This is a genomic window from Kitasatospora sp. NPDC041988 (genome assembly GCF_055588525.1).
In genome coordinates this window covers 126980-148432 of sequence record NZ_JBVJCO010000008.1, presented here as the reverse complement: position 1 = coordinate 148432, position 21453 = coordinate 126980, and the positions used below count along the sequence as shown (strand labels likewise).

Here is a 21453-nt window from a genome sequence, read left to right as displayed (position 1 = left end):
CGAACAGGGACACGCAACAGCAACCCCGGCGGCGGCATGCAGCAGGGACCCGAAGGCCGGACTGCCCGCGCGGCGGTCCGGCCTTCGCGCATTCTTTCGACGGACCCGGGAATGCCCGGACACGAATCCACCCCAATAGCACCGTCGGCGACCGGAATGGCCGGGAACCGTCATATCTTCATGCTTGCGCAATGATCATTTCCCAGATCGGTTGCGATCACGCCTGCGCTCCGGGAGAGTTGGGGAAGCCAAGGGTCCTGCACCCCCGGAGGGGAGTCCGGAGAACGAGCAGGGATCCCGCATTCGAGGTAGCCGCGCATCCATACAACAAAATCGATCGTACACGTTTTAATGATTGACGGCCCGGAAACTGCCTGGAAACAGCGCGGTTCACCGGGCGGTGTTCTGCTTCGAAAGCAAGGCTCTGGGGGGAGCGTTCGATCCCTGCGCGCGCAGCTCGCAGCGCGGGACTCAGGTCGCATACCCCCGGTCGGAGCACGCACGAACGGCCGGCACAAGCGGCCGGCCACGGGGGGAGCCACACATGATCAAGCTGTTCTCTCGACAGACGGACACCGAAGCCGGAACTGCCCCGGAAACGCCCGCCCCGCAGCCACCCGCCCCGAAGTCACCCACCCCGGCAATACCCGCTCCAAAAACAGCCACCTCGGAAACACCCGCTCCGGAAACCGTGGTCGAGGACGACCTTCGCTCCATACCGGTCCCCGAAGCCCCTTACGACTACGTCCACTTCAGCCGCCTGGCCGGCCCGGCCACCGCCCCCGAGGCCCTCGATGCATCCGAGGCCACCGAGGAGTCCGAGGCCTCCGCCGGCCCCTACCGCGTCCGCTACCGCAGCCTGCTGCGCCGCGAGCCGCATCGGATCCGGGCGGCGCTGCTCCTGCTGGCCGCGCCGCTGGTCGAGGCGGTGCTGCTCGTCTGGCTGCTGCTCCCCGGCCACTGGCCGGTCCGGCCGGGCGAGACGCACGCCTGGCTGCTGCTCGGCGACAAGGTGATGATCGGGATCATCGCGGTGGTCGAGGTGTTCCGGCTGGTCAACGTGGTCTCCAACACCCACGCCACCCTGGTCGCCTGCGACCCGGTACCGGTCACGCCCGAGGCGGGCACCCGGGTCGCGTTCATCACCACCTGCGTGCCGGGCAAGGAGCCGCCGGAGATGGTGCGCACCACGCTGACCGCCGCGTTGGCCGTCCGGCACGACGGTCCGTACGACGTCTGGCTGCTCGACGAGGGAAACGATCCTGCCATGCGCGCGCTCTGCGCCGAGCTGGGTGCGCGACACTTCAGCCGGCGCGGGGTCGAGCAGTGGAACCAGTCCAAGGGCCGGTTTCGCGCCAAGACCAAGCACGGCAACTACAACAGCTGGCTCCAGGCCCATGGCGGCGCCTACGACTTCTGGGTCTCGGTGGACACCGACCACGTCCCGCTGCCGGAGTTCTGCGAGCGGATGCTCGGCTACTTCCGCGACCCGGACGTCGCATTCGTGGTCGGGCCGCAGGTCTACGGGAACTACCGCAGCTCGGGGTCGGCGGTCACCAAGTTCTCGGAAAGCCAGCAGTTCCTCTTCCACGCGCTGATCCAACGGGCCGGGAATCGTTACGGCGCACCGATGTTCGTCGGCACCAACAACGCCGTGCGGATCAGCGCGCTGCAGTCGATCGGCGGCCTGTACGACTCGATCACCGAGGACATGGCGACCGGCCTGGAGTTCCACCGCCGCCGCAACCCGGCCACCGGCGCACGCTGGACGTCGGTCTATACGCCGGACGTGCTGGCGGTCGGTGAGGGGCCGTCGTCCTGGACCGACTTCTTCTCCCAGCAACTGCGCTGGAGCCGGGGCACCTACGAGACCCTGCTCACCCAGTACTGGCGGGCGGCGTGGCGGCTGTCGCCCGGCCGGCTGCTCAACTACACGCTGATGGTCTGCTTCTACCCGATGGCGGCGCTGACCTGGCTGCTCGGCGGGGTGTCGAGCGTGCTCTACCTGGGGTTCGGGGCGTCGGGCGTCCATGTGTCGTCCGAGATCTGGATGATGCTGTACAGCGACGCGGCCGCCCTCCAGGTGCTGCTCTACACCTGGAACCGGAAGCACAACGTGAGCCCGCACGAGCCGGCCGGGTCGTCCGGGGTGGCGGGGATGGTGATGTCGGCGCTCTGCGGGCCGATCTATGCAGCATCGTTTCTGCAGGCGGCACTTCGTCTCCGCAGCCGCTTCGTGGTGACGCCGAAGGGCGACTCGGCCAGCCCGGACCGGGTGGCGACGTTCCGGATCCACCTGTTCTGGGCGCTGGTGTTCGGCGGCGCGGTCACCGCCTCCTTCTTCACCGGCCACGATCACGTCGCCATGCGCGCCTGGGCCTGCCTGGCGTTCCTCCTCAGCGTGCTGCCGATGCTGGTGCTGGCCGCCGACGTCGTCCGGCGCCGCCGGGCCCGGCCGACGTCCACCCTCTCGGTCACCGGCACCGCGACGACGGCGACAGCCACGACATCGGCAACGGCACCAACGTCCGCACCGGCCACGCCACCGCCACCGGCATCAGCAACAGCCACGACGTCGGCGAAGGCAGCCACCACCGCCGCCACCGTCGTCCCCGCGCAGAGCCGTACCGAACCCGCCCCGGCGCCCACCATCACACGCTGAACCGAACCCGCAGCACGAGGGGACCAACACCGTGAAGATCCGCAACGCCGGCCGCACCAGGCGTTTCGCCCTCGGCAGCACGGTCGCGCTGACCGTCGCCGGGATGAACGCGCCGGCCGTGCTCGGCTTCGCCGACGCGCAGTACCACGACTACGTGATCAACCGCCCCGAGTACAAGGCCGAGTACGGCCACTGGCAGACCGTCGTCCTCCCCGCCGAGTTCCGGATCAACGCCATCCACGCCAGCCTGCTGCGCACCGGAAAGGTCCTGATCATCGCCGGTTCCGGCAACGACCAGCGCAGCTTCGACGCCGGCAGCTTCAAGAGCGTGCTCTGGGATCCGGCCAAGAACACGTACAAGCTGATCCCGACCCCGGCCGACATGTTCTGCGGCGGGCACACCGCGCTGCCCGACGGACGGTTGCTGGTGGCGGGCGGTACCCAGCGGTACGAGGCGCTGGACGGAGCGGTGAAGAAGGCGGCGGGCACCATGCGGGTGCGCAACGAGAACCCGGACGCGGCCCGGACGTTCCCCAAGGGCACCGTGTTCACGGCCCCGAACGGCCGCGAGTACGTGTCGACCGCCGGGGTGACCGTCCCGGCCGCGGTCAAGACCGGCGCCGGCGACCGCACCGTCGTCACGGCCAGCGAGCAGCACGTCTTCGTGGAGGCGGTGGCGCCGGGCGCCGACTTCGTCAACAACTCCCCCGCCCAGTACGCGATCAAGGGCCTGAGCGGCGCCGAGGCCCGGAACCTCTACGGCATGGCCGACCGCATGACGCTGGAGAAGCAGGACTTCCAGGGCATCCGCTCCGCCTTCGAGTTCAACCCGGACACCGAGATGTACGAGCAGGTCACCGACATGGCGTACGCCCGTTGGTACCCGACGCTCACCGGGCTGGGCGACGGGCGGGTGGTCACCGTCTCCGGGCTGGACGACACCGGACAGATCCTCAGCGGCAACGACAACGAGATCTACGACCCGGCCGGCAAGACCTGGTCCAAGGCGCCCGACCGCTACTTCCCCACCTATCCGTCGATCTTCCTGACCGCCTCCGGCAAGCTCTTCTACTCCGGTTCCAACGCGGGCTACGGCCCGGCGGACAAGGGCCGCGAGCCGGGCCTGTGGGACTTGAAGGACAACAGCTTCCAGCCGGTGCCGGGCCTGCGCGACCCCGCTCTCACCGAGACCTCGTCCTCCGTGCTGCTGCCGCCCGCCCAGGCGCAGAAGGTGATGGTGCTCGGCGGCGGGGGCGTCGGCGAGTCGCCGCTCTCCACCGCCCGCACCGACATCGCCGACCTCTCCGCCGCCAAGCCCGCCTTCACCCCCGGCCCGGACCTGCCGGCCGGCGGCACCCGCTACCTCAACAGCGTGATCCTGCCGGACGACACCGTGTTCACCACCGGCGGCTCCAGCGACTACCGGGGCAAGCACAAGAGCGACCTGCTCAAGGCGCAGACGTACCACCCGGACACCAACACCTTCACCGCCGCGGCCGAGCCGACCGTCGGACGGAACTACCACTCCGAGGCGCTGCTGCTGCCCGACGGAAGGGTGGTGGTTCTCGGGTCCAACCCGCTCTTCGCCGACAAGGCCGACACCGAGCCGGGCACCTTCGAGCAGCGGATCGAGATCTACACACCGCCGTACCTGTTCCACGGCGAGCGCCCGCAGTTGACCGACGCTCCGGCCGCCGCGAGGCTCGGCGCGAGCATCACGGTGAAGTCCCCCAGGCCGGGCGGCGTGGTCACCGCCAAGCTGGTCCGGCCGAGTTCGGTCACGCACGCGACCGACGTCGAGCAGCGGTCGGTGGCCCTGGACGTCGGCGCACGCTCGGACGGCGGCGTCGCGCTCACCCTTCCCGCCAACCCGAACCTGCTCCCGCCGGGCTGGTACATGCTGTTCGTGACGGACGGCGCCGGCACCCCGTCCGTGGCCCGGTGGATCAAGGTGACCGCTTGACCGGATCGGGGTGCCCGCACAGCGGGCTCCCACAAAGGGGCTACGCGCCCCCGCGCGCCAGCCCCAGGGCGTACGGCAGCCAGAACTCGCCCGCCCGGGGCTCGCCGCGACCGCACTCGCCGTCGGACTCGCCGGGGTTCTTGATCCACAGGTAGGCGTCGACGCCGGACCGGCCGGTCTCGGTGGTGGGCGGTTCGCCCAGCGCGCGGCCGGGCGGGTTGCACCAGGCGTCGCCGCTCAGCGGGCCGTTGCCGTTGCGGCTGGTGTCGATCACGAAGTGCTTCCCGCCCAACGCGGCGGAGAGCTCGGCGCCGTACGCCGCGTTCCGGTCGGTGCCGTAGAAGTTGGAGACGTTGACCGCGAAGCCGTCCGCCACCAAGACGCCGGACTTGCGCAGGGCGTCGGACATCGCCGACGGATCCTGCGCCCAGCCCGGGTTGCCCGCGTCCAGGTAGACGCGCACCTGCGGGCGCTTCTTCAACTCCTGTACGGCGAAGGCCAGCAGGCCGTACCGCTCGGCGGCGGCCGCGCCCTTCACCCCGCAGGAGTCCAGGGTGTGGGCGACGGCGTCCGGCTCCAGGACCACCCACGCCTTGCGGTCGCCCAGCGCCTCCGCCAGGCCGGTGATCCAGGCGCGGTAGGCCGCGGCGTCCGACGCACCGCCGGCCGAGTACTGGCCGCAGTCGCGGTGCGGGATGTTGTACGCGACGAAGACCGGCGTACGGTCCACGGCGGCGGCGCGGCGGCTCACCTGTTCGACGATGCCCATGGCCGCCTGGTCGCCGAGCCACTGGGAGGAGGGCTGGGCGGCGATCTTCAGCAGGGTGTCGGCCTCGGCCGTCCGGCCCTGGCCGCGCAGGGTGACGAGCTGCTGGGCGGCGGAGGTCTGGTCGGAGACGTAGAAGGTCTGGCCGGGCAGTTGGGCGAGCCCGGCGGCGGACGCCCCTCCGGCGGCACCGCCGGCCGAGCCGGCCGACCCCCCCGAGCCGGCCGACCCCCCCGAGCCGGCCGAACCCGCAGCGCCCCCCGCCGTACCGGCCCCGGTGGGCGCGGGCGCCGCACCCGTACCGGAAGCGCCGCCCGACCCCCCGCCCGAACCCCCGGACGCGCCACCGCCGTTGCACCCCGCAACGCCTGCCAGCAGCCCCAGCACCGCCGCCCCCGCAGCCAGCCGGAACCCCGCTCCTCGCCCTACCCGGCGCACGTACCGCCCCTCCCCAGACCCGGTCCGGCGACCCGGTCGGCACCCAGCTTCGCACACCGGGTACCGCCCGGCGGCCGAGGCCGGTGAACAGCGGGCAGCGGCGACGAGTAGACGGGACATCAGCTCATCGCGAGGCTGTCAGCCCTGCTTGAGGTTCGGCACCTGCCAGTCGATCGGGTCGACGCCGAAGCCGTCCAGCGCCTCGTTGATCTGCGAGAACGGCCGGCTGCCGAAGAACAGCTTGGCCGAGAGCGGCGACGGGTGCGCACCCTGCACCACCACGTGCTTGGTGGTGTCGATCAGCGGCAGCTTCTTCTTCGCGTAGTTGCCCCAGAGCACGAAGACCACGGGCTCCTCGCGCGCGCTCACCGCCTTGATCACCGCGTCGGTGAACTTCTCCCAGCCCTTGGCCTTGTGCGAGTTGGCCTCGTGCGCGCGCACGGTGAGTACCGCGTTGAGCAGCAGCACACCCTGCTCGGCCCAGTGCTTCAGGTAGCCGTTGTCCGGCGCCGGAATGCCGAGGTCGGCATCCAGCTCCTTGAAGATGTTGCGCAGCGACGGCGGCGTCTTGGTGCCCGGCAGCACGGAGAAGCTCATGCCGTGGGCCTGGCCGTCGTCGTGGTACGGGTCCTGGCCGAGGACGAGCACGCGGACCTTCTCGTACGGGGTGGCCTCCAGCGCGGAGAACTCCTGCCCGCTCGGCGGGAAGACCTGGTGCTGCGCGCGCTCGGCCGCCACGAAGGCTGCCAGCTCGGCGAAGTACGGCTTCTCCGTCTCGGCGCCCAGCAGCTCGCGCCAGGCTTCGGGCAGCTCCAGCCCGGCACCCGCTCCAGCCTCGCCCACGCCCGCCTCGACCGCTTCCGCCTCGACCGTGTCCGTCACGACATCAACCTCCCACCGGACGGCCGCTCACCGCCGCACCGCCCCGACCCTCGGACGCGCCGCGGTCTCGCGCCGCACGCCCACTTTCCACCCCGAACGCTACACAGCCCGACTGACACTTCACTCCGCCGGAGCCTCCCGGACCTCGGGACCCGCCGCCCGCCGCACCCGCACGTGCTCGACCACGTTCAGCGCCACCAGCAGCACCGCCAGCGTCACCAGCACCACGAGCGCCGGCAGCCGCACCATCACCGGGGCCAGCCCCAGCACCACCACCGCCGCCACGATCCGCGTCGTCGACACCGCGCGGAACATCATCCACCGGGTGTAGCCGAAGGTCAGCAGGTACAGCCCGCAGCCCCCGTACAGCAGCGCCACCGAGCCCGCGCCGAGCACCTGCCGCGGGTCGGCCACCGTCTCGCCGAAGCCGACCGCCACCGCGATCACCCCCGCCACCAGCGCCAGGTGCCCGTACTGGAACACCCGGCGGATCACGTCCCGGCGCGAGTCCGCGACGGTGACGGCATGCCGCATGGCGTCCGCCGCGTAGACGAAGTACTGCCACCAGAGCCCGCAGGAGATGGTGAACGCCGCCGCCACCGCGCCCAGTTCGGCCGCGTCGAGCCGGGCCCCGGCGGCCGTGGCGCCGATCCCGACGATCGACTCGCCGAGCGCGACCAGCAGGAACAGCGCGAACCGCTCCGGCATGTGCGACGGGTGGTAGGCCACCCTGGCCAGCCGGTTGCGGAACAGCACCGGCCCCGACAGGTCGCAGAGCGCCGCCAGCGACCAGAGCACCAGCCGCGGCCCCTCCGGCAGCAACCCGCCCGCCATCAGCAGCGGTCCGCTGACCAGCACGCCCACCCCGTAAGGCCCGCGCCAGACGCCCGGGACGCGGATCAGCAGCACCAACAGCACCACCCGGGCCGCCCAGTACCCGGCGCCCAGCAGCACACCCCGGCCCTCGTACGCGCCGGGCACGGCCAGCGCCATGAAGAGGCCGGCCAGCCCGACGGCGAGGATGCCGATCCGGTCCCGCGGGGTGTCCACGTCCCGGATGTTGGCCTGCACCGTGGTGCCGACCCAGCACCAGTAGACCGGCACGAACACCACCAGGGCCCGTGCGACGCCCGCCCAGTCGTGGTGGTGGTGCAGCAGGCCGGAGACCTGGGTGATCGCGAAGACGAAGACCAGGTCGAAGTAGAGCTCCGCCCAGGTCACCCGCTTCTCGTCGGTGAACGGCTCGGTCAACGGCTCGGCCAACCCCTCGGTGACCTGTCCGGACCCCGTCGTCGTACTCATCCGCCCCCTCCTCCGCACACGCAACAGCTGCACACGACACACGGGCCCCACCCCGGCGGGACGGCCAGGGCAGGGCCCGGAGAACAAACAGTGGTGAGGCTAGACCAGGTCGACCAGGTCCGCGATCGACTTGACCACCCGGGTCGGCCGGTACGGGAAGCGCTCCACGTCGGCGGCGGCGGTCAGACCGGTGAGCACCAGGATGGTCTCCATGCCGGCCTCCATGCCCGCCACGATGTCGGTGTCCATCCGGTCGCCGATCATGACGGCGGTCTCCGAGTGGGCGCCCGCCGTGTTCAGCGCCTCGCGCATCATCAGCGGGTTGGGCTTGCCGACGAAGTACGGATCGACGCCGGTCGCCTTGGTGATCAGCGCCGCGACCGAACCGGTGGCCGGCAGTACGCCCTCGGGGGACGGGCCGGTCTCGTCCGGGTTGGTGCAGATGAAGCGGGCACCCTGGTTGATCAGGCGGATCGCCTTGGTGAGCGCCTCGAAGCTGTAGGTGCGGGTCTCGCCGAGGACGACGTAGTCCGGGTTGTTGTCGGTCAGCACATAGCCGGCCTGGTACAGCGCGGTGGTGAGGCCCGCCTCGCCGATCACGTACGCGGTGCCGCCCGGGCGCTGGCCCTTGAGGAACTTGGCGGTGGCCAGGGCCGAGGTCCAGATGCACTCCTCGGGCACCTCCAGGCCCATGCCGGCCAGGCGGGCGCTGAGGTCGCGCGGGGTGTAGATGGAGTTGTTGGTCAGCACCAGGAACGGCTTGCCGGACTCCCGCAGCCGGCGCAGGAACTCCTCCGCGCCGGGGATCGGCGTGCCCTCGTGGATGAGGACCCCGTCCATGTCGGTCAGCCAGGACTCGATGGGCTTGCGGTCTGCCACGTGCGTGTCTCCCGAAGTCTTGCAAGGTCTTGCTCTTGCAACGTCTAGCGATGGTCGTACGAATCTGCGGCGCACCGCCGTCACCGCTGCGCCTCCCACCGGCCGGACCCTCCTCGGGACACCGGACCGCCGGGGGTCCTACTGGCTGCCCCAACGGGGCACAGCCTAATCCGCACACCAGGCCGACGGCAGTATGTCCGCCAACCGGAACGGCCACCCTTCGAAACGGCCGCCCACCGAAACGGCGGCCTTCGCGCCCGACCGGCCCCGCCCGCCTCAACGACTCCTTAAGCCGCCCCTAACCGCACTGATTGCCCCTCAGCACCCCCTCACCCCCCGGCTAGCGTGAACGGCACCACCCTCACCACGCTCCCTCGAAGGAGTCCCCCGCCATGCCCGTTCGCCGCCGTCTCCCCGCCGCCGTCCTCGCCCTCGCCGCCACCGGCCTCGCCGCCTGCCTCGGCAGCACCCCTGCCGCGGCGCACGGCTCGCTGCAGAACCCGCTCAGCCGGGTCGAGGGCTGCTACCTGGAGGGCGCCGAACACCCGAAGTCGGCGGCCTGCAAGGCGGCGGTGGCCGCCGGCGGCACGGCGGCGCTGTACGACTGGATGAGCCTGCGGATCGGCGACGCCGCCGGGCGCCACCGCGAGCTGATCCCGGACGGCAAGCTGTGCAGCGCGGGCTCCGAGACGTACAAGGGTCTCGACCTGCCGCGCGCCGACTGGCCCGCCACCAACCTCACCGCCGGCGCCGACTTCACCTTCCGCTACCGCGCCACCGCCCCGCACAAGGGCACCTTCCAGCTGTTCATCACCAACGGCAGCTACTCCCCCACCAAGCCGCTGACCTGGGCGGACCTGGAACCGCAGCCGTTCCTCACGGTCACCGACCCGCAGCTGGCGGACGGTTCGTACGTGCTGCCGGGCAAGGTGCCGGCGGGGAAGACCGGGCGCCAGCTGATCTACGCGATCTGGCAGCGCTCGGACAGCCCGGAGGCGTTCTACGCCTGCTCGGACGTCGTCTTCGACGGCACGGGCAGCGCGCCGACGGCCGCGCCCTCCACTGCCGAGGCCGGCCACCCCGCCGAGCACAGCCACACCGGCGCACCCGCCACCACCGCAGCGGCTCCCGCACCGGCCGCCGCACCCGCATCCCCTGCTCCCGGCACCGCCGGCACCACGGCCACCAGCACCGGCACCAGCACCAGCACCAGCACCAGCACCGCCGCAGCGGCACCCGCACCCGCGTCCACCACCGTCGCCGCCCCCGACCACCTGGCCCAGACCGGCTCCGACCGCTCCCTCGGCATCCTCGCCTCGGTCGGCTCCGCCTTCCTCCTCGCCGGCGCCACCATCGCCGTCCTCCGACGCCAACGCCGCCGCACCCCCGGCGCGCACGCCCGCTGAGACCGCGTCCCCGCGCCCTCCCGGCGAGCACAGGGCACCGAGCACAGGGCACAGGGCACAGGGCACAACGCACCGAAACCAGGGCCAACCGGGCGCACCGTGATTGAGTAAGGCGCATGAGCCCCTCCTCGCGCCCCACCCCTCACCGCGGCGGCCCCTTCCGCGTCGGCCTGATCGGCTACGGCCTGGCCGGCTCCGCCTTCCACGCCCCACTGATCGCCACCACCCCCGGGCTCCGGCTGGACGCGGTGGTCACCGCCAACCCCGACCGCCGCGACCAACTGCACCGGGAACACCCCGGCGCCCGCGCCGTCGACACCCCCGAGCAACTGCTCGCCGCCCCGGACGCGCTCGACCTGGTCGTCATCGCCTCCCCCAACCGCACCCACGTCCCGCTCGCCCGGGCCGCGCTGAACGCCGGGCTGGCCACCGTCGTCGACAAGCCGCTTGCCGCCACCGCCGCCGACGCGCTGGAGCTGTGCAAGCTGGCGGAATCCCGGGGTGTCCTGCTCTCCGTCTTCCAGAACCGTCGCTGGGACGGCGACTTCCTCACCGCCGCCCGGCTGGTCCGCGAGGGCGCGCTCGGCCGGGTGCACCGCTTCGAGTCCCGGTTCGAGCGGTTCCGGCCCAAGCCCAAGGCGGGCTGGCGCGAGCTGGCCGACCCGGCCGAGGTCGGCGGCACCCTGTACGACCTGGGCAGCCACCTGGTCGACCAGGCGCTCACCCTGTTCGGCCCGGTCGAGACGGTGTACGCGGAGGTCGACGTCCGCCGGGACGGCGCGGTCGTCGACGACGACTCCTTCCTCGCCCTCACCCACGCCTCCGGCACCCGCTCGCACCTGTGGACCAGCGCCATCACCCCGCTGGCCGGCCCGCGGCTGCGGGTGCTCGGCGACACCGCCGGCTACGTGAAGTCCGGCATGGACCCGCAGGAGGCCGACCTGCGCGCCGGCCACCGCCCGGACGGCACCGGCCGCGCCGGGGCCCCGTGGGGAGCCGACCAGCCCGCCCACTACGGCACCCTGGGCACCGACGAGTCCGCCGCCCCCGTCCCCACCGACCCGGGCGACTACCCCGCCTACTACGCGGGCATCGCCGCCGCCCTGGCCACCCCCGGCACCCCGCCCCCGGTCGACCCGCGCGACGCCGCCGCCACCCTCACCGTCCTGGAGGCCGCCCGCACCTCGGCCGCCACGGGGACGACCGTCCGGCTCGACTGACCCGCCCCTGCGCGGAGCGCTCGGCCCCGGCCCGACCGGTCAGATCGCGATGATCTCCACCGCCGAGCCCAACCCGCGGAAGTCCGCGACGTTGCGCGTGTACAGCGGAAGCCCGTGCGCGGAGGCGACCGCGGCGATCATCAGATCGATCCGGCGCGGACGCGGCTGGCGCCCGGCGGCGATGGTGAGTGTGACCAGCGTCCCGTACCGGGCGGCGGCCGCCGCGTCGAACGGCAGCGGATCGAAGTCCGCCATCGCCGCCCCCAGCACCTCCAGCCGTGCCGCCCGGCTGGCCGGGTCGCGCGCCATCGAGACGCCCTGCTGCAGCTCGGCGAAGGTGATCGCGGTGAGCTCGGGCACGGCCGGCAGCTCGGCCGGGTTGAGCAGCGCCAGGTCGATGTAGACGCAGGTGTCCAGCACCCCGGCCGGCCGCCGCCGGGACGCCCTGCGCCGCTCAGCCACGCCGCCGCTCGAACGGGTCGTCGCCCTCGTCCCCCACCAGCTCCTCGGGGCCGAAGTACTCCTCGGCCTCCTTGCGCATCTGCTGGTAGTCCACCCGCGGCAGCTTCACGTGGCGCGCCACCAACTCCTCCGCCGTGAGCCGCCGCCGCCCCGCCACCGGCCGCAGCTCCGCGACCTCGACCCCGTTCCTGGTGATGTGGAAGGTCTCCCCCGCCTCCACGGCATCCATCACCGCGGCGGAGTTGTTCCGGAACTCCCGCTGGGAAATCGTCTTCATCCCTCCAAGGTAGCCCCGCGTAGCCCCCTTGGCTACGGCGCACGAACCCGCGAAGAGCGCCCCCACCGCAAGGGTGGTGCGGATGCGGACGGTAATCATCCCCGCAGCCCCGACGCACGGGAACCCCGCAGGCCGTACGATCGTCGTCAACGTCTGAAACCGGTGACCGGAGCGCGGGAGAGGAGCACGCCATGGGATTCGTCGCGATGCTGCTCGGGATGCTCCGGGTGCTGACCGGGGAGCTGCTCACCGAGGGCGGGACGCTCACCTCGGTGGCGGCCGCCGCGACCGTGGTGCTGCTGGCCGGCGCGGTGGCCGGAACACTGGCCGCCGCGCGGCTGCTCGGCGCGCGGGCACCGGCCACCGTACGGGACGGGACACTGCGCAGGCGGGCGTTCCGGACCGCCTTCCTCCCACAGCGCGATCCGGACGCCCGGGGCAGGCGACGCCCCAGGGCACCGGGTGCGGCCCCGGCGGCCGCGTAACCCTCCCTCTTTCCGAGAGCCGTCGAACGCGGCCGTCCTCCGTAGATCACTCATGTCCTGAGACGCTGAGACCCCGGAGGGCTCGCACCACCATGTCCGTTTTCGCACTCCTCGACCCGGCCGTCGGCCTGGCCCACGATGTCGTCGCCACCCTTGCCCACGCACTGCCGACCGCGCTGGCGATCGTCCTGTTCACCGTCTGCGTCCGGCTCGCCCTGCACCCGCTGGCTCGGGCGGCGGCGCGCGGGGAGAAGGCGCGGGCCCGGCTCGCACCGAAGGTCGCCGAGCTGAACCGCAAGCACAAGGGCAAGCCGGAGAAGCTCCAGGCCGCGCTGGCCGAGCTGTACAAGGAGGAGAAGGCATCGCCGTTCGCGGGGTGCCTGCCGATGCTGGTGCAGATCCCGTTCTTCTCGGTGATGTACCGGCTGTTCACCACCCCGAACGACCTGCTCGGCCACACCCTGTTCGGCGTCCCGCTCGGCCTGCACGTGGGTAGTGCGCAGGGCGCGGCGCAGTGGGCGGTGTTCGGGGTGCTCTACGCCGCGCTGGCGGCGGTGGCGTACGTCGGCTTCCGACGCGCCCGCCGGGCGCAGGCGCTCCAGGCGACCCCGCAGCCGGGGACGGCGTTCCTGCCGTACCTGTCGTTCGGCACGGTGCTGTTCGCCGCGCTGGTGCCGCTGGCCGCCGGGATCTACCTGGTGACCACGACCGCGTGGTCCGCCGCCGAACGCGCCTGGCTGCACCGGGGCGCACCGGTGCCGGAGGCGGTACCGGCCCTGGTCTGAATCCGGCGCCGGCCTGGGCCGGCCATGGTCTGAGCCGGCCCTGGCCCGGGCCGGGGCGTACCGACGGACGGCGGCTGCGGCTGCGGCTGCGGCTGCGGCCGGTCCAAGACCCGACCAGGGCCCCGGTCAAGGCGGGTCGTAGCCTGTGCTGATCGTTGCGAGTCCGGACAGGACAGGTGGAGGAAGTCATGGTGGTCGCGGCCCCGTCGTTGGCCGAGTTGCGGGAGGTCTGCCAGCCGCAGGCCAAACTGCAGAGCCGCAACGGCGAGCACTGGGCGGGCCGCCTGTACATGCGCCGCATCTCGCTGCGGACGACGCGGCAGCTGGTGCGCACGTCCGTCTCGCCGAACACCCTGACCTGGGTGATGGTGGTCTGCGGTGTCGGCGCCGGGGCGGCCCTGCTGATTCCCGGGCTGACGGGCGCGGTGCTGGCGGCGGTGCTGTTCCAGGGCTTCCTGCTCTTTGACTGCGTCGACGGCGAGGTGGCCCGCTGGAAGCGCCGGTTCAGCACGGCGGGCGTCTACGTCGACCGGCTCGGCGCGTACCTCGCCGACGCCGCCCTGATGATCGGGGCCGGCGTGCGGGCGGCGAGGGGCGGGTCGGAGCTGTGGGTGTCGGTCGGGCTGGCGACGGCGCTGGGCGTCGTCCTGCTGAAGGCGTCCACCGACCTGGTGGATGTGGCGCGGGCCCGGAGCGGGCTGGCGCCGGCCGACGAGGAGTCGACCCAGCCGCGTTCCCAGGGCATCGCCACCGCGCGCCGGCTGGCGTCCGTGTTCAAGATCCACCGGGTGACCAACGGCATCGAGGCCTCGCTGGTGCTGCTGGCGACGGCGGTCGCCGACGCGGCGGTCGGCAGCATCGGCCCGACCCGGGTGGCACTCGCCGCGATCGCGGTGATCACCTGGGGCATGGTGGTCGCGCACCTCGCGTCGATCCTGTCCTCGTCCCGGCTGCGCTGAGCAGCCGTTCCGGCCGCGGCCCGCGCCTGCGGACCGCGGCCGGAGAGCGGGCCGAAGGTCAGACCTTCTTGAAGCACAACGTGTAGTCGGCGGCCCGCCTGCTGGAGTACTTGATCCCGTAGTCGTACGCCGACCCGCAACTCCGGTCGGGGCCGTAGAGGGTGTCGGCCATCTTGTACTGGGCCTCGGCGGACTTGCAGTCGACGATCACCGGCAGTGGCTCGCCCTGGGGGTCCTGGATCCTGACGCAGTCACCGACCTTCGGGGCGTACTTCTTGTTCTCCTCGGCCTGCGCTGACCGTGTGGCCTCCGCCTTGGCCTTGCCGCCGTTGGGATCCGTGTTGTACTTCCACACGTACCAGGCGCCGCCGCCGAAGACCGCCAGGACAATGGCGATCGAGAGCAGCGATTGCAACGGACTCCTGCGCCGAGGCCCCTGGGGAGGCCGGGGCGCCGGCGGCTGCTGGCCGGCGTAGGACTGCGGAGCGACGTACGGCTGCTGCTGACCGTACTGGGGCTACTGTCCGTACGGCATCTGCTGTCCGTGCGGCATCTGCGGTGGCGGTGCGTAGCCGCCGTAGTGCTGCTGCGGCGGCTGGTTCTGGTAGGGCGGCGGCGGTGCGGACATGAGTGGGATCCCCGTGACGACTGCATGATGGATGGTCAACACGTTGTTGACCGATGCAGGCTACCGTCCGGCGGACACCGGTCGATCATCAGCCCGGCCGCGGTGGCGTCACACCTTCAACTGCACCGCCTGGCGTCAGATCGCCTGCTCTGCACGGGTGTTGCGAGGACACAACACCAGCACGACGCACCCTCAGGATCTCCCCGACCCTCCCACCGGCTCGGGACACGCTTGCCGCGCTTCTGAGGTTCGGCGCCCAGCGGCGGGTGTTGGCGGCAGCGGCGACCGGGGCTCCGGAGCGGGAGCTGCCACCGGGCCGCCACCTGTCGCGGTGGCGGCCCTGCGGGACGGAGAGCAGGCGGGCTACCGCCGCGCGGTGCGGTGGAAGGTGCTGCGCGCCCAGAGGTAGCCGACGGCGGTCAGGGCGACGCACCAGGCGAGTGCGGCCATCGCGCTGCCGCCTATCTCCGTACCCATCAGCAGGCCGCGCAGGGTTTCGATGACCGGGGTGAAGGGCTGGTACTCGGCGAACCACCTCAGTGCCGTGGGCATGGAGTCCGGCGGGACGATGGCGCTGCCGATGAAAGGCATGAACTGGAGCGGCATCGGGATGTTGCTGGCACTCTCCGGCGTCTTGGCGACCAGGCCGATGCCGGCGGCGAGCCAGGTCAGGGCCAGGACGACGAAGACGAGCAGCGCGGAGGCGGCGAGCCACTCCACCGGGGTGGCGTTGGGCCGGAAGCCCATCGCGAGGGCGGCGGCGAGCACGAGGACCAGGCCGATCGCCGTCTGGATGACGCTGCCGACCACGTGGCCGGTGAGGAAGGCCGAGCGGGAGATCGCCATCGTCCGGAAGCGGTTGACGATGCCTTCGGTCTTGTCGACGCAGACGCCGATCGCCGTCACCAGAGCCCCGGACGTCGCCGCCATCAGCAGGATGCCGGGGGTGACGTAGTCGATGTAGTCGCCGGCGCCGATGCCCAGGCCGAGCGCGCCGCCGAACGCGTAGTTGAACAGCAGCAGCATCATCACGGGCATCATCACGACCGCGAAGGTCAGCGACGGGTACCGCTGTGCGTGCTTGAGGTTTCGCCGCAGCATCGTCAGGGAGTCGCCGACCGTGTGGGTCATCGTGCTGCTCATCGCGAGGCCTCCTCGGTCAGGGTGAGGAACACGTCGTCGAGGTCGGGGGTGTGCACGGTCAGCGACTCGGCCCGGACGGCGGCGTTGTCCAGGACGTCCAACACGGCCTTGACCGTGACAATCGAGTTGTCGCCGGGGACGGTCAGGGTGAGCGCCTCGTCGTCGGCCGCGGCGTAGGTGAACAGCTCGGCAGCCGCAGCCAGTTCGGCCGGGCTGGCGAAGCGCAGCCGCAGGTGGCCGCCCGGGATGAGCCGCTTCAGCTCCTCCGCCGTGCCCTCGGCGACGATCCGGCCGCCGTCCAGGACGGCTATCCGGTCGGCGAGTTGGTCGGCCTCGTCCAGGTACTGGGTGGTGAGGAAGATGGTGACGCCGTGGTCGGCGACCAGGGCGCGGATGATCTCCCACATCGTGCGCCGGCTGCGCGGGTCCAGGCCGGTGGTGGGCTCGTCGAGGAAGATGATCCGTGGGTCCCCGACCAGCGTCATGGCGAGGTCCAGCTTGCGCCGCATGCCGCCGGAGAAGGTGGCGGCCGGCTTCGCCGCCACCTCCGTCAGGTCGAACCTCAGCAGCAGCTCCTCTGCCCGCCTCCGCCCCTCCCGACGGCCGACGTGGTTGAGGTCGGCCATCAACAGCAGGTTCTCCCGGGCGGTGAGCAGGCTGTCCACCGCCGAGAACTGGCCGGTGACACCGATCGCCGCGCGGACCGCGTCGGCCTCGCGGACCAGGTCGTGGCCGGCTACCCGGACGGTGCCGCCGTCGGCCGGGATCAGGGTGGAGAGGATCTCCACGGTGGTGGTCTTGCCGGCGCCGTTCGGCCCGAGCAGGGCGAAGATCGTGCCTTCGGGGATGGTCAGGTCGATGCCGCGGAGCACCGTCTTCTCGCCGTAGGACTTGGTCAGTCCGGTGGCGGTGATCGCCGACGCGGTGAGCGTGGCGGAGGCGGGCGCTAAGGTCATGACGGTCACGCTTCCTTCGATGCCGAGAGGTGCCGAGAGGTGCCAGGAAGTGCCGAGGGGCACCGGCCGCAGATGACTGGTGGTCAGGAACGCCGGATCACGATGTCGCCGAGCTGCGTCCGGCCGCGGACCTCGACGGTCTCCTTGGCCCCGCCCGGGCCGTCCGCGGAACCGAGCGTGTTGCGGACGCTGCCGAGCCGGGTGTGGACGTCGAGCCAGGCGGCCGTCGCCTCGCGGATGCCGATCTCCAGCTCGCCGACGGCGGTCTGCAGGGCCACCTGCCCGCGGACGACCTCGCCGATCCGGATGGCGCCGTGGGCCGACTTGATGTCGACGTCCGCGCGAGCGATGCCGACGCTGACCTGGCCGTTGGACGAGTTGGCCTTGAGGTCGCCGCCGACCTCGCCGATGACCGTCTCGCCGTTGAGGTTCTTCACCGTCGCCGCGCCCTCGATGACGCCGACCTCGACCCGGCCGGAGCCGGCGATCTCGGCGTCCCCGTCGGCGCGCTGGAGGCGGATGTCTCCGTGGTCGGTCTTCAGGCGGACGGTGGCCGCCTGCTCGACCTGGATCCGGCCGACCGAGGTCTTCAGCCGGCAGTCGCCGAGCAGGCCCTCGCAGAGGAAGTCCGCGATCGGTGCGTCCCCGTTGACATCGGATCCGGCCGGCAGCTCGATGGTGACGTCCACCGAGCCCGGCTTGCCGAAGAACGAGCGCTTCTTCGGGCCCTTGACGACCAGGGCGCCGCCGGCGCAGCTGACCTTGGTCTGCTCCGCGGTCCTGACGTCCGCCTCCACGTCGGCGTCGGCCGGCCGCACCTCGACCACGGTGTCGGTGCGCTTCCCGGCAGTGATCCGCACGGAGACGATGTCGAATTCGAGGGTGACGTTGATCGGGTCGGGGGTGTCGAAAGAAGGCATGGCTGTCCCGTCCTCTTGGCTCTGGTGAGTGTTCCCGCCGGTCGGGCGGGGTGAAGTTGAGACTGGTGACGTGGATAGGGGGTGGGGCGAGAAGCGCTACTGGACCCAGCCGGTGTAGCCCTGGCCCGTCGCCCGCCTGGTCCGGCCGACGGCGCGGACGGGCTCGCCCGGCTCCAGCGCGGCGGCGACAGCCCGGACCAACCAGGCGTTGACCGAGAGGCCCTCCTGCCCGGCGGCCTCCTCCACCCTGGTCTTGAGATGGGCGGGCAGACGGAAGTTGATCCGGGCGGTGTTGCTGTCGTCCGCGTCCGGCACCACGGATGGCACCATCGATGCCGCCGATGGTGCCACCGGTGCCGCCGGCCCCAAGAGCTCGCCGGACTCGTGGAACGGCTCCACCGAGGGCGGCACCGTCACCACGAACTCCGGATCCAGCCCGCGGAGCCGGACGTCCACCGAGCCCGGCGCGAGGTCACGGGTGACCTCACCCATGGCGGCGGAAAGGGCGTTGAGCAAAGTGAGCCGGGCAGCCGACTCCAGCGGCAGCGTCAGGCGCTCGGCCAGAGCGCGGGCTTCGTCCCCGCCCGCACCCGCCGCTACCGCGAGCTCGTGCCGGAGATTGTCGACGTACGGCGTGAGGTCCATGGCTCACAGCATGGCACATCGATGGCGCCATAGGAAGCGCCATTATGGCGCCATCACTCGAAGGGGTGGCGCCAGACGCGGGACCGCCCCCGCCGGGAGAACCCGGCAGGGGCGGTCACCACCACCCGGCCGGCCCGGAGCCGGCGCAGGAGGACGCAGGTCAGCCGCGGTCCCACCCGGCGAGGTAGGCGTCGATCTCGCCGGCGATCCGGGCCTTGCCGGCCGCGTCCAGGAAGGACGCCTCGACGGCGTTGCGCGCCAGCGCGGCGACGCCCGCCTCGTCCAGGTCCAGCAGCCGGGCCGCCACCGCGTACTCGGTGTTGAGGTCGGTGCCGAACATCGGCGGGTCGTCGCTGTTGACGGTGACCAGCAGGCCCGAGTCCACCATCTGCTTGATCGGGTGCTCCTCGATCCGCTCCACCGCCCGGGTGGCGATGTTGGAGGTCGGGCAGACCTCCAACGGGATCCGGTGCTCGCCGAGGAAGTCCAGCAGCGCCGGGTCCTTGACGGCCTGCGTGCCGTGCCCGATGCGCTCGGCGCCGAGCACCCGCAGCGCGTCCCAGACCGTCTCCGGGCCGGTGGTCTCGCCGGCGTGCGGGACGCTGCGCAGGCCGGCCGCGCGCGCCCGGTCGAAGTACGGCTTGAACTGCGGGCGCGGCACGCCGATCTCCGGGCCGCCGAGGCCGAAGCTGACCAGGCCCTCGGGGGCGAGGTCGACGGCGAGCCGGGCGGTCTCCTCGGCGGCGGCCAGGCCGGCCTCGCCGGGGATGTCGAAGCACCAGCGGAGCACCACGCCGAGCTCCTTCTCGGCGTGCAGCCGGGCGTCCTCGATGGCCTCCATGAAGGCGACGTCGGGGATGCCCCGGCTGACCGAGGAGTACGGGGTGACGGTCAGCTCGGCGTACCGGATGTTCTGCCGGGCCATGTCCTCGGCGACGCCGTAGGTCAGCGCGCGGACGTCCTCGGCGTCGCGGATCAGGTCGACGACGCTGAGGTAGACCTCGATGAAGTGGGCGAAGTCGGTGAAGGTGAAGTACTCGGCGAGGGCCGCCGGGTCGGTCGGCACCTTGGCCTGGCCGCGGTGGCGGGCGGCCAGCTCGGCGACGACGCGCGGCGAGGCCGAGCCGACGTGGTGGACGTGCAGCTCCGCCTTGGGCATCCCGGCGATGAACGCCTCGATGCCCCGCTTCCCGGCGAGGCCTCCGGCCATGCTCCCGGTGGGGTTTCCGCTGGGGTTTCCGATCCGACTTCCGTCCGGCTGGACCACGGTGGTGCCCTTCTTCTCTACGTTTCTACGCGCGTATCGAGCAGTGTCCGCCAGGATAAGCACACCCGGCCCACCCGGCGCGGCCCGGCTCACCCCCCGAGGGCGACCGCAGCGGTGTGGATGATCAGGCCGGCCAGGGCGCCGACCACGGTGCCGTTGATCCGGATGAACTGGAGGTCACGGCCGACGTTGGCCTCGATCTTGCGGGAGGCGTCGTCCGCGTCCCAGCCTGCCACCGTCTCGGAGATCAGCGAGGTGATCTCCGCCCGGTAGGTGTCGACCAGGTACTGCGCGGCGTCCTGGAGCCAGCCGTCCACCTTGGCCTGGAGCTTCGGGTCGGTCGCCAGGCGCGCACCGAAGTCGCGCACGCCGGTGCGGATGCGCCGGCGCAGTTCGCTGTCCTCGTCCTCGGCGGCGTTCAGCACCAGGGTGCGGACGGCGGCCCAGGTGGAGGCGATCAGGTCCTGCACCTCGGAGCGGGCCAGCAGGTCGGCCTTGGCCCGCTCGACCCTGGCGATGGTCTCCGGGTCGGTCTGCAGCTCGGTGGCGAAGTCGGCGAGGAAGTTGTCGATGGCGCCGCGGGCCGGGTGCTCGGAGTCGTCGCGGATGTCGGTGACGAAGCGCATCAGCTCCTTGTAGACGCGCTCGCCGACCTGGTGGTCGATGAACTTCGGCGTCCAGCCGGGGGTCTTCTGGGTGACCTTCTGGACCACATCCTCGTGGTTCTCGGCCAGCCAGTCGTGCACCCGGACGGCGACCAGGTCGACCACACCGTGGTGGCCGCCGTCGGCGACCACCTTGCCGAGCATCCGGCCCATCGGCTCGGCGACCGAGGTGGCGGCGGCCCGCCTGGTCACCGCCTCGCCGACGACCGCCTGCACGTCGTCGTCGCGGAGCACCGCGAGCACCCCGCGGAGCGCGGCCGAGGCCTCCTTGGTGACCCGCTCGGCACTGCCGGGGGCGGCCAGCCACTCGCCGAGCCGGCGGGCGATGCCGAGCGCGGCGAGCCGGCCGCGCACCACGTGGCCGGAGAGGAAGTTGTCGCCGACGAAGTCGCCCAGCGACCGGCCGAAGGCGTCCTTCTTGGTCGGGATGATCGCGGTGTGCGGGATCGGCAGGCCGAACGGGCGGCGGAACAGCGCGGTCACCGCGAACCAGTCGGCCAGCGCGCCGACCATGCCCGCCTCGGCGGCCGCCGCCACGTAGCCGGCCCAGGCGCCGGCGCCGGCCGCCTTCGCCCAGGTGGCCAGGGCGAAGACCAGGGTCGCGAAGGCCAGCAGGCCGGTCGCGATGGTCTTCATCCGGCGGACGCCGCGTCTCTTCTCCTCGTCGGCCGCGGTGAACCGGACGCCGGGGCCGGTCCCGCTGAAGGCTTCGTCACTCACCCCGCCAGTCTGCCCGTTGCCCG

Annotated in this window: 20 protein-coding genes; 7 read left to right on the top strand and 13 right to left on the bottom strand. The window is 72.0% G+C overall.

Annotation, left to right across the window (positions count from 1 at the left end; all coding sequences use genetic code 11):
• Positions 1-691: 691 nt before the first annotated feature.
• Both ACZ6NC_RS11090 and glxA read left to right on the top strand, forming a co-directional pair.
• Positions 692-2662 carry a glycosyltransferase family 2 protein gene (locus tag ACZ6NC_RS11090; RefSeq protein WP_465731228.1) on the top strand — a complete coding sequence of 657 codons (1971 nt, stop codon included), beginning with the start codon at positions 692-694 and terminating at the stop codon, positions 2660-2662.
• Between the two features lie 31 nt (positions 2663-2693).
• Positions 2694-4625, top strand: a complete 1932-nt coding sequence (gene glxA, locus ACZ6NC_RS11085) for a radical copper oxidase GlxA (protein ID WP_465731226.1) — start codon at positions 2694-2696, stop codon at positions 4623-4625.
• A gap of 40 nt (positions 4626-4665) precedes the next feature.
• On the opposite strand, the gene ACZ6NC_RS11080 is transcribed toward glxA, so the two are convergent.
• The 4 genes from ACZ6NC_RS11080 to ACZ6NC_RS11065 all read right to left on the bottom strand — a co-directional run bounded on the left by ACZ6NC_RS11080 (position 4666) and on the right by ACZ6NC_RS11065 (position 8892).
• On the bottom strand, positions 4666-5829 hold the full coding sequence (locus ACZ6NC_RS11080) for a glycoside hydrolase family 6 protein (protein ID WP_465731224.1): 1164 nt from the start codon (positions 5827-5829) through the stop codon (positions 4666-4668).
• A 138-nt stretch (positions 5830-5967) separates the two neighbouring features.
• Positions 5968-6645 carry a uracil-DNA glycosylase gene (locus tag ACZ6NC_RS11075; RefSeq protein ID WP_465731365.1) on the bottom strand — a complete coding sequence of 226 codons (678 nt, stop codon included), beginning with the start codon at positions 6643-6645 and terminating at the stop codon, positions 5968-5970.
• 186 nt (positions 6646-6831) lie between these two features.
• Complete coding sequence (locus tag ACZ6NC_RS11070) at positions 6832-8013, bottom strand: low temperature requirement protein A (RefSeq protein ID WP_465731222.1); 1182 nt, start codon at positions 8011-8013, stop codon at positions 6832-6834.
• Positions 8014-8112: 99 nt separating this feature from the next.
• Positions 8113-8892, bottom strand: coding sequence for an HAD-IIA family hydrolase (locus ACZ6NC_RS11065; RefSeq protein WP_465731220.1), 780 nt, complete (start codon positions 8890-8892; stop codon positions 8113-8115).
• A gap of 392 nt (positions 8893-9284) precedes the next feature.
• Between ACZ6NC_RS11065 and ACZ6NC_RS11060 the strand changes: the two genes are divergently transcribed.
• Both ACZ6NC_RS11060 and ACZ6NC_RS11055 read left to right on the top strand, forming a co-directional pair.
• The gene (locus ACZ6NC_RS11060; protein ID WP_465731218.1) at positions 9285-10298 is read left to right on the top strand and encodes a lytic polysaccharide monooxygenase auxiliary activity family 9 protein; all 1014 of its coding nucleotides are present in this window, start codon (positions 9285-9287) and stop codon (positions 10296-10298) included.
• A gap of 116 nt (positions 10299-10414) precedes the next feature.
• Complete coding sequence (locus ACZ6NC_RS11055) at positions 10415-11518, top strand: Gfo/Idh/MocA family protein (RefSeq protein WP_465731216.1); 1104 nt, start codon at positions 10415-10417, stop codon at positions 11516-11518.
• A 39-nt stretch (positions 11519-11557) separates the two neighbouring features.
• Here the strand turns inward: ACZ6NC_RS11055 and ACZ6NC_RS11050 are convergent, their stop codons facing one another.
• Together ACZ6NC_RS11050 and ACZ6NC_RS11045 are read right to left on the bottom strand one after the other, a co-directional pair.
• On the bottom strand, positions 11558-11980 hold the full coding sequence (locus ACZ6NC_RS11050) for a PIN domain-containing protein (protein WP_465731215.1): 423 nt from the start codon (positions 11978-11980) through the stop codon (positions 11558-11560).
• Complete coding sequence (locus ACZ6NC_RS11045) at positions 11973-12257, bottom strand: type II toxin-antitoxin system Phd/YefM family antitoxin (protein ID WP_396322684.1); 285 nt, start codon at positions 12255-12257, stop codon at positions 11973-11975. The genes ACZ6NC_RS11050 and ACZ6NC_RS11045 overlap by 8 nt, the downstream gene beginning before the upstream one ends.
• 191 nt (positions 12258-12448) lie before the next feature.
• Between ACZ6NC_RS11045 and ACZ6NC_RS11040 the strand changes: the two genes are divergently transcribed.
• From ACZ6NC_RS11040 to ACZ6NC_RS11030, 3 genes are all read left to right on the top strand, one after another.
• Positions 12449-12742 (top strand): DUF6412 domain-containing protein, encoded by a 294-nt coding sequence (locus ACZ6NC_RS11040; protein ID WP_465731214.1) that lies wholly within the window; start codon positions 12449-12451, stop codon positions 12740-12742.
• A 92-nt stretch (positions 12743-12834) separates the two neighbouring features.
• A complete protein-coding gene (locus ACZ6NC_RS11035; protein ID WP_465731212.1) occupies positions 12835-13527 on the top strand; it encodes a YidC/Oxa1 family membrane protein insertase in 693 nt (230 codons plus the stop codon).
• Positions 13528-13715: 188 nt separating this feature from the next.
• Positions 13716-14486 carry a CDP-alcohol phosphatidyltransferase family protein gene (locus ACZ6NC_RS11030; RefSeq protein WP_465731210.1) on the top strand — a complete coding sequence of 257 codons (771 nt, stop codon included), beginning with the start codon at positions 13716-13718 and terminating at the stop codon, positions 14484-14486.
• Positions 14487-14544: 58 nt separating this feature from the next.
• Here ACZ6NC_RS11030 and ACZ6NC_RS11025 read toward each other — a convergent pair whose 3' ends face one another.
• The 7 genes from ACZ6NC_RS11025 to ACZ6NC_RS10995 all read right to left on the bottom strand — a co-directional run bounded on the left by ACZ6NC_RS11025 (position 14545) and on the right by ACZ6NC_RS10995 (position 21430).
• Positions 14545-14901, bottom strand: coding sequence for an LppU/SCO3897 family protein (locus ACZ6NC_RS11025; RefSeq protein ID WP_465731208.1), 357 nt, complete (start codon positions 14899-14901; stop codon positions 14545-14547).
• 576 nt (positions 14902-15477) lie between these two features.
• A complete protein-coding gene (locus ACZ6NC_RS11020; RefSeq protein ID WP_465731206.1) occupies positions 15478-16257 on the bottom strand; it encodes an ABC transporter permease in 780 nt (259 codons plus the stop codon).
• A complete protein-coding gene (locus tag ACZ6NC_RS11015; RefSeq protein ID WP_465731204.1) occupies positions 16254-17213 on the bottom strand; it encodes an ATP-binding cassette domain-containing protein in 960 nt (319 codons plus the stop codon). The genes ACZ6NC_RS11020 and ACZ6NC_RS11015 overlap by 4 nt, the downstream gene beginning before the upstream one ends.
• 83 nt (positions 17214-17296) lie before the next feature.
• Positions 17297-18133, bottom strand: coding sequence for a DUF4097 family beta strand repeat-containing protein (locus ACZ6NC_RS11010; protein WP_465731202.1), 837 nt, complete (start codon positions 18131-18133; stop codon positions 17297-17299).
• Positions 18134-18229: 96 nt separating this feature from the next.
• Complete coding sequence (locus tag ACZ6NC_RS11005) at positions 18230-18778, bottom strand: hypothetical protein (RefSeq protein ID WP_465731200.1); 549 nt, start codon at positions 18776-18778, stop codon at positions 18230-18232.
• 160 nt (positions 18779-18938) lie between these two features.
• The gene (locus tag ACZ6NC_RS11000; protein WP_465731198.1) at positions 18939-19988 is read right to left on the bottom strand and encodes an adenosine deaminase; all 1050 of its coding nucleotides are present in this window, start codon (positions 19986-19988) and stop codon (positions 18939-18941) included.
• A gap of 146 nt (positions 19989-20134) precedes the next feature.
• The gene (locus tag ACZ6NC_RS10995; protein WP_465731196.1) at positions 20135-21430 is read right to left on the bottom strand and encodes a DUF445 domain-containing protein; all 1296 of its coding nucleotides are present in this window, start codon (positions 21428-21430) and stop codon (positions 20135-20137) included.
• Between the last annotated feature and the right edge of the window lie 23 nt (positions 21431-21453).